Source organism: Kaistella yananensis (assembly GCF_026107505.2).
Lineage (GTDB): Bacteria > Bacteroidota > Bacteroidia > Flavobacteriales > Weeksellaceae > Kaistella > Kaistella yananensis.
On the sequence record NZ_JAPCHZ010000004.1, the window covers coordinates 468,260 to 476,710 of the forward strand.

Sequence of the window (8,451 nt, forward strand, 5' to 3'; positions counted from 1 at the left end):
TAAAAGACACAAAAGAAATGATTGGAAATAAGATTTACAAAAGCACAAAAAAGAAAAGTAAAATTCTTTTTTTTCTTTTGAACAACTTAAAAATATTACAAATCTTTTGTTTCTTTTTCGGTTGAATAAAATTTATACTGAACGCACAATATCTGCAAAAACTCCACTTGCAGTAACTTCTGCTCCTGCTCCTGCTCCTTTTACCACTAATGGTTGTTCAGAATATCTTAATGTTTTGAATATCACAATATTATCTTTTCCGTACAAGTGATACAAATCGCTTTCAGGAGATATTTTTTGCAATCCAACTTTCGCTTTTCCATCTTTGAAATCAGCAACGTATTTCAAGATTTTACCTTCTGCTTTTGCTTCTTCTAATAATTTTCTGAAATGCTCTTCGTATTCCGTCATTGATTGGTAGAAATCTTCCACGCTTCCTTCCATACATTTCGCAGGCAAGAAAGCTTCGTTTTCTATTTCATCAAATTGTAACTGATAACCTGCTTCTCTCGCTAAAATCAAAATTTTTCTCGCAACGTCTGTTCCTGCTAAATCTAATCTAGGGTCTGGTTCTGTAAAACCTTCTTTTTGAGCTTGTCTCACCACTTCAGAGAATGTGCTGCTTCCGTCGTAATTATTGAAAACAAAGTTCAAAGTTCCACTTAAAACCGCTTGAATTGATGTAATTTTATCACCACTTCTCATCAAATCATTAATCGTTCCGATAATTGGCAAACCTGCACCTACATTGGTTTCGAAGAAGAAATTACAGTTATGATTTTTTGCAGAATTTTTTAGATTTTTATAATTTTCGTAGTTTGACGAAGCAGCAATTTTATTACAAGCTACCACGCTTACACTTTTTTTCAATAAATCTTCATAAATATCCACCACTTTTGCATTAGCCGTAACATCTACAAATACTGAATTTCTTAAATTTCTATTGATAATTTCTTCTGCAAATTTATGCGGAGTAGAAGATTCGCCATTGTGTAAAGCGTCTTTAAATTCCTCTTCTTGAATGCCTTGATCATTGAAAACCATTTTGGTACTGTTCGTTAAACCAGCAACTCTTAGATTCATCAAAAGATTATCATTCAAATATTTATTTTGAGAATAAATTTGTTGTATCAGTTTAGAACCAACATTCCCAACACCACAAATATAAAGATGAACTTGCTTAATTTCTGATTCGAAAAACTCTTCATGAAGCACATTTACTGCTTTTTTGACATCTTTATCAGAAATTACCACACTGATGTTTTTCTCTGAAGAACCTTGCGCAATTGCTCTCACATTCACACCATTATTTCCTAAACCGCCAAAAAGTTTCGCACTTACACCACTTCTGCTCTTCATATTTTCTCCAACCAAAGCAATAATTGCCAAAGATTTTTCCACTTTTACAGGATCAATTTTGTGTAATTTTAAATCATCTTCGAAAGCGTAATTCAATGCTTTTTCTGCTTTTTCAACATCACTTTCGTTGATTGCAACCGTGATAGAATGTTCTGAAGAACTCTGAGTAATTAAAATAACATTGATTTTTTCTTGGCTTAAACATTGAAATAATTTCGCAGAAACACCTGGAATACCAATCATTCCGCTGCCTTCTAAAGTAAGAAGAGCTACTTTGCTTAGATTTGAAATTCCAACTGCTACGTTGTTGTCATTTTCAGTTTTTGTATGAGAAATTAAAGTCCCAAAGTCATCTTCTGCAAATGTATTTTTAATCCATAAATCTATGTTTTTATCCATCACTGGTTGAATAGTTGGCGGATAAATCACTTTTGCGCCAAAATGCGACAATTCCATCGCTTCTTTGTAAGAAATTTTATGAATAATTTTGGCATTAGAAACCAATCTAGGATCAGCTGTCATCATTCCTGAAACGTCAGTCCAAATTTGTAATTCTTGAGCTTTCATCGCTGCTGCAATAATAGAAGCCGTGAAATCTGAACCACCACGTCCTAAAGTGGTGATATTACCATCAAAATCCGAAGCAATAAAGCCTGGAGCAAGCGTAATTTGTTGTTTATTTTCCTTAAAATAAGTTTGAAGTGCTGCATTGGTAGTTTCAAAATTTACCTTTGCATCTGTAAAATTGCTGTTGGTTTTGATGTAATTTCTAGAATCTAACCAAACGCAATCTAAACCATCTGATTTCAACTTAGCAGCGATAATATTTGAAGACAAAAATTCTCCGTAAGCTGTAATTTTATCTTTAATTCTTGGCGTAAATTCGCCTAAAACGTAAATTCCGTTGCAAATATCTTCGATATCATTGAAATTCTTTTTCACGAAGCTCAACCAAGAACTTTGTTCTGTGATTGGCAATAAATTTTTTACAAATTCTAGGTGTTTTTCTTCAAGAGTTTTAATGGTTTCAGAATAATTTTCGTTTTTGGCAGAAGCTGATTCTGCGGCAGAAATTAAACCATCGGTAACGCCAGACAAAGCGGAAACTACCACTACTACTCTATTTTCTGACGATTCTTTTTTAACAATTTTTTCTACTAAAAGTATGTTTTGGGCGTTTGCCACAGAAGTTCCTCCAAATTTTAAGACTTTCATAATTTATTTTTTTAAGGAAATATTAAATAACTGATTTTTTCTCGCTCTAAAAAAGAGCAACATTGCGAATGTTGATATGTAATAATGAACCCCAAATGATGGAACTACTGAAACAGAAAACTATTTTCTTATTTTATAAGATACAAATTATGCTGTTTTCTAATCCTGTTTTTAAATATAAATTAAATAGTGGGTTTTGTTAATGAACGACTATCTAGTTCTCTTTTTAATGCGATTGAAGCTTTTTTGACTTCTTGTGTCCAATCATCAGCAGCATTTCCGTCTGCTCCATCAGAAATATATTTCAAACATAGAAAATCGATTTTTTCCTGCTCAGCGACTTTCGCCAATGCAAAAGCTTCCATATCGATGACATTATATTCAGGATTGATATGCTCCATTTCGAATTGGTCGCCGGAACCGCAGATCCCGTTCGGGAGATGGCTTGTTTTAATTCCATATTCCAAAAGAATTGGTTCATCAGAAAATGGCGTCTCAAATTTCTTAAAACCCAATGCTCTTACATCCATATCCCGCTGGATAAAACGGTTGCAGTTAACAATAGTTCCTCTGTCAAAAACTGTACTTCCTGCTGTTCCCAAATTGATTATGAGATCTGGCTTAGATTTTTGAATGGCTTTTACAAGATGATAAGTCGCTTTAATTTTTCCTACACCAACAAACAATTTATTAAAACTCTCAAATTCTTTTCCGGCTTCTGATTCCAGAGCAAAAACCAAAAGGATGTTGCTGTAAAGCTTTCCGTTAATTGTCATTTTAGGGCACAGGTTTTTTCAGAAAGAACAAAGTCAATGTCCGTGCGCCCTGTGCACCGTGTACCAAAACGGCGCTGATGTCCGCTGTTGCAGATGGCCCCATCACAAAACAGCCATAATGTGAGTGTGGAAAATCTACTCTTTTGTAGGCGGTATGCATCTCTTTTTATTTTCCATTCTTCTAATTCTAATAAATCTGAATATGTAATTTCATTCTTTGGTTTGGTTTGTAATAATTTCTCATATTTCATTTTTCACGATTTTTAAGCGAGATTGCGTACAACGGAAAAAGTATTTGAGAAGGGCGGGCTAAATATAACTGAATGTTCTATTTCGCCTGAACGAAGCAAATTGCTTTTTCGTGGAACTAAATTACAAAAAAATGTGGAACGAAAAGCAGCTGCGGCTAAAGGAATCGGGTAGTAGTTTTATATATTCAACCCAGCCTTTTGCAAATACACTGTTATCTGCAGGTATTATTTTAAAAGTGTTGCAAGGTCTTTTATTTTTTTAAATAGGTCAGAATCATCGCTAAAATATTTTATATATACATTTTCAAATTCGATAGCGTGTGATGAACAATCTGTTGTAAGTGTATATAGCATTTTTCTAATTTTTGCCAGTTTGATAATAATTTCATGAATATTATTTTCAAAACCAATTAAATTTCTTATATCTTGAGATTCGTGTAAAAATGGAAGTAAAACTTCCGTGTCTAATTTATTTAAGTCAGTTTCTTCATTTGGTTTAATGTAACCATAGTAAACTCCGATAAAGTTATTTAGTAAATTATACCAAGGTTTTTGATTGTATGAGTTTGGAAAATCTTTTACATACTTTTCAATTGCAGATGAGCATAAATCTATTATATCATTAAGAAGATATGCCAATTCTTTTTTCCTTTCAAACTTTTCAGTTGAATGAGTTTGATAGATTTTTTTTAATTCGTTCTTTGCTTCAATATAAAAATCTGTATATTTTAAAAAGTCATTATAAATTTTAGATCCATTACTATAATTTTCAGTGAATGACTTAAATAGTTGTAAGTTATCCAATTCCGAAAATCTCTTGTTATTATTAGTTACAGAAAATATAAGTGTGAAGTTTTTCAGAGGTTCATTTTTTGCTTTTTCATAATATTCTTTCATATTTTTACCAAATTCCTGAGTGTTTTTAATTACATCTTCCAAGTAAAATTTAGAAAATTCAATGAAGTCTTTTTTTAGCTTTTGTTCTTCGGATTCTTTTAAGTCAATGTTTTTTTGGAAATATTCTCTTTGTTCAACAATTGTATAGATTACAAACAGTATAGATAGAAAACTCAAAAGAAAACCAACAATGCCTGAATATGCTTGAATTTCATCAAATTTATTTTTATAATCAATACTTAATAAAATATTTTCTTTTGACCAATCTATTATTTGCCAAGTGAAAAAAATAATTAATATTATTACAATAAAGGCAATTAGGTAAATAATTTTTTTCCTCATTTAAGCTGTATTTTTGGTTATACTTGCAGATAACTCTCAAATATCCGAATATATTTCCAATCTCCCAACATAAATTGCGTGCTAACGTTTGGGGGCTTTGCGATGGTGGGGCAATCGAAGCACAAATCTTCAATGTTGCACAAAAGTTCAATCGAAGAACTGCCGTTGAACTTTGCAATTTCGCCCCACTATCGCAAAACCCTTGTTATCTGTAGCCCAATATTTTGTTTATCCAACTTTTAGATTTGTTTTTTATAATTTCCTTTTCAAGTTTAAGATTATTTGAACTTCTTTTTATAATAAATTCATTTCCGTTATTTAATAATTCCCATCTATAAACACACGAATTTTCCCCTTCGCATTTTGGGCATTTTGGATAAACTGTATAAAATTCCTTTTCATTGATTGAGGAATTTGATAAAGCAATTTTAATTTTTTCACATTCATTTACAATTGTTGTTTCTTTTGTTATTTCTTCGATTTTAAGTAGAGTAAGAAAATTTTCAGATGGAAGTAACCTATTTATTAAACTTGGTAAATTTCTTTTTGCAAGAATGTCATTAACTGAATATTCAGAAATTTCTGAATATTCACATTTTCTACAAATCATTCCCTCAAACTGTTGGATACTTATTTTTGGAAATTCAATTTTATTTTTTGTAGCAAATGTCCAGCTCATAGATTTTAATATCTGGAATAAATTTTCTTTCCAAGCACCGCTTTTATTGTTTTCTCCAATTGCAATATCATTTATTGAACCCATACCTCCGAATGCTTCTCGATGATGCTTTGTTGATTGTTTTGTTTTCCAATCTTGAATATCTTGATCAATCCATTTCGACCAATGCAAATTATCCGACTCTTCTAGGAGTTGTTTTTCTAACTGCAATATTTTTAGGTAATTGTTCATTTTGGGTTACAGATAACTCTCAAATATCCGAATATATTTCCAATCTCCCAACATAAATTGCGTGCTAAAACGTGATTATCGCATAACAGAAAGCACAACCCAATTTACCAATCATTTCCTTTATCCCAATACGTTAACCCTTAAAACCACATTCCGTGAAAACACCCACAAAAAAACCGTAAAAACACCTGTACCGCTGCGCCACTATTTTAATAATTTAGACTTACTAAAAACACATTAAAATAACCAAAACATGTCAAAAAAATCATTACCCCACCTTCACTACAACGATGTGCAACACTATTACGAACAGGCAATCGCAGAACTCCCTTCCATCTTAAACATCCAGAAATCCGACATCCTTACCGATCAGGATGTTTGCGAATACCTGCAGATCTCGGTCAAAACCCTGCGCAAATTCTGCCGCGAAGACAAAATCCCCTATACCCGCCTCGGAGGCCGCTATTACTACATCCGCCAGGTCTTCGCCCTCAACCTTCTGAAACTCTGCAACGATTAGCCCTACTCACCTGCCCCCCTGAAACCTTTCCATACCACATCACCGGTTTCACACCGTGATCTGTAATCCTTTAAGCGTTCACCCCTGCTTTACAAAGGCTAAAGGCGTGCTTCATTACACTCTGATAAAGTAAAAACCTTACTTTGTCAGAGTTTTTTATTTAGAGCTCTTTACTTCCCCACGCTACTACCATTCTGAACACCGCGAAGCGGAGTGAAGAATCTCATCAAAAAACCTCCTTTAATCTGGTTTCTGAGCGAAGCCTAAGAATAAAAGAGGTTGGTTTTTATTGGTGTTCAGAACTTGACGCTGAAATTTGAAGTTGTGCAACGGTTACCTGTGTTATCTGCAGTATTTTTTTAATTCATTTATTCTTCATAACATTTATATTCATGAGTAATAACCGTGTCTTCTTTTACAATTTTAAAAAATAAATCTCCTTTTTTCTTTATGAAATAATTTCCTTCCTCCATTTCATCTTTATAAGAACTCCACCATCTGTTATAATGATGACATTCACACGGTTCATTATTTTCTGGATTTGTTCCAATGATATCAAAACTACTAATATGTTTCACACTTTCAATTTTTATTTCACATTCTTCATTTTTAATTGATTCAGTTGCAGATTTGCAATCGGATTTAAAAATTTTTGGAATTAATATATAAAGTATGCAAATAGATAAAATAATTATTATTCCTTTCTTAGTATCATGATTCATTTTTAATAAAAATAATTATTTAAAATTATAAATCTGCTTTGTTGATCATTTGTTAAGTTCATTGTTTATTAAAACTGCTTAATTTTTTCCCAACCTATTTTAGGACGATGCAGTTTACAATATTGCAGATAACGTGCCGCGTATTGGCGATGGGCGGGATTTTTAGCACTGAACTTTAATCGAAGAACAGAAGTTGAATTTTGCACTTCCGTTGATACGAAGCCGTTCAGCCCGCCTATTGCCAATACGATGTTGTACGACGTAGTTATGTTTTGGGTTTTAGTCCAGCTAAATATTTTCGTATGTCATTTTCTAATTTATCCGGGTATTTGTACTCTAATTTTTTTGACAATTCAGTTCCTATTTCTGAAACTAAATCAGTCATTGAAAATAGAGCAGTCCAATTTTCCTTTATATCGCTCCCTGAAAATGTTTGTTCTGTTTTAGCCCACATTTCCTGGTTAAGATACTTTTTGAAAAGTCGTCCATATTTATTGGTCGTTATGTTCCAATTGTGTTCACTTGCAATGTGCCATTCAATTAAAGGAATTAGATATTCTGTGCGAATAACGGTTTCCGACATAAATTTCGCATAGAATATTTCATCTCTCACAAGACACTTTGCCACGTAAGTTGTGTCCCACCAAAAATCGTTTATTAGATTTTGAAACTCTTTTTCAGACGGTTTTTTGATAATGGAAATTTGATAAGTTGGTTTCAGCATTTGCTTTGTAATACCATCTTTATCAATTAAAATTTTATAACCAATATCCCAATCTTCTGGTAATTCTTTCTCTTGCGTTTCCTTTATAAATTTTGATTTGCTGTAAAGTTTAAAATCTACTTTCACACCGTCTTCATAAAGTAGCATTTTCATTGCGTGTTTATGGTTAAAACAACTTTCGTCTTCTTCAATCATAGCAATTGGATTTCCGAATTTAAGCGTCCAGCTTTTGTCTGAAATGTAATTTGTATTATCCTCAAAAACAAATTCAATGTCTAAATCACTAAATTCGTCAACAAGTGCTAAAGGATTTACAAGTGAACTTGTCAGAAGAAGAACTCTTACATCTTCGTTTTTCTCCGACCATTCTATAATTGTTCTTAACTTTTCTTCTCTGACTTTCATTTTGTTTGGTTCGGTTTTACTATGTCGTACAACGGAAAAAGTATTTGCGAAGGGCGGGCTAAATTGTACGAAAAGTTCAATTTCGACCGAACGAAGCAAATTGCTTTTTCAGATTGTTAAATTACAAAAAAATACAATATGAAAAGCAAGTTGCGACTAAATGCATCGGGTTTTTCTATTATATATTCAACCCCGCCTTTTGCAAATACTATGTTGAACTAAACCTTCGGTAGCTTTCTCAGCGCTATATTTAGTTACTTTGTAAAACTAATTAAAAATCAGTAAAATGGCAACAAAAAAAAGAGTGTAGAAGAGCTTAGAGAAAACAAG

At 32.5% G+C, this 8,451-nt stretch carries 8 protein-coding genes; 1 reads left to right on the forward strand and 7 read right to left on the reverse strand.

The annotated features are described in order from the left end of the window. Positions 1 to 132: 132 nt before the first annotated feature. From thrA to OK344_RS09180, 5 genes are all read right to left on the reverse strand, one after another. A complete protein-coding gene (gene thrA / locus OK344_RS09160; RefSeq protein WP_265144507.1) occupies positions 133 to 2,574 on the reverse strand; it encodes a bifunctional aspartate kinase/homoserine dehydrogenase I in 2,442 nt (813 codons plus the stop codon). Between the two features lie 182 nt (positions 2,575 to 2,756). Further along, positions 2,757 to 3,350 carry a 5'-methylthioadenosine/S-adenosylhomocysteine nucleosidase family protein gene (locus OK344_RS09165; protein WP_088469095.1) on the reverse strand — a complete coding sequence of 198 codons (594 nt, stop codon included), beginning with the start codon at positions 3,348 to 3,350 and terminating at the stop codon, positions 2,757 to 2,759. Next, positions 3,347 to 3,601 (reverse strand): hypothetical protein, encoded by a 255-nt coding sequence (locus OK344_RS09170; RefSeq protein ID WP_179285921.1) that lies wholly within the window; start codon positions 3,599 to 3,601, stop codon positions 3,347 to 3,349. Before OK344_RS09170 ends, OK344_RS09165 begins: the two co-directional genes overlap by 4 nt. A gap of 225 nt (positions 3,602 to 3,826) precedes the next feature. After that, positions 3,827 to 4,840: a hypothetical protein gene (locus OK344_RS09175; protein ID WP_265144508.1), complete on the reverse strand. Its 1,014-nt coding sequence runs from the start codon at positions 4,838 to 4,840 to the stop codon at positions 3,827 to 3,829. A 205-nt stretch (positions 4,841 to 5,045) separates the two neighbouring features. Then, positions 5,046 to 5,729, reverse strand: a complete 684-nt coding sequence (locus OK344_RS09180) for a DUF6966 domain-containing protein (RefSeq protein ID WP_265144509.1) — start codon at positions 5,727 to 5,729, stop codon at positions 5,046 to 5,048. 274 nt (positions 5,730 to 6,003) lie between these two features. Here OK344_RS09180 and OK344_RS09185 point away from each other — a divergent pair, with 274 nt between their 5' ends. Beyond that, complete coding sequence (locus OK344_RS09185) at positions 6,004 to 6,270, forward strand: helix-turn-helix domain-containing protein (protein ID WP_088469093.1); 267 nt, start codon at positions 6,004 to 6,006, stop codon at positions 6,268 to 6,270. 368 nt (positions 6,271 to 6,638) lie between these two features. Here OK344_RS09185 and OK344_RS09190 read toward each other — a convergent pair whose 3' ends face one another. Both OK344_RS09190 and OK344_RS09195 read right to left on the reverse strand, forming a co-directional pair. Beyond that, the gene (locus tag OK344_RS09190; RefSeq protein ID WP_265144510.1) at positions 6,639 to 6,992 is read right to left on the reverse strand and encodes a hypothetical protein; all 354 of its coding nucleotides are present in this window, start codon (positions 6,990 to 6,992) and stop codon (positions 6,639 to 6,641) included. 265 nt (positions 6,993 to 7,257) lie between these two features. Next, on the reverse strand, positions 7,258 to 8,121 hold the full coding sequence (locus tag OK344_RS09195) for an aminoglycoside 6-adenylyltransferase AadS (protein WP_003013318.1): 864 nt from the start codon (positions 8,119 to 8,121) through the stop codon (positions 7,258 to 7,260). Between the last annotated feature and the right edge of the window lie 330 nt (positions 8,122 to 8,451).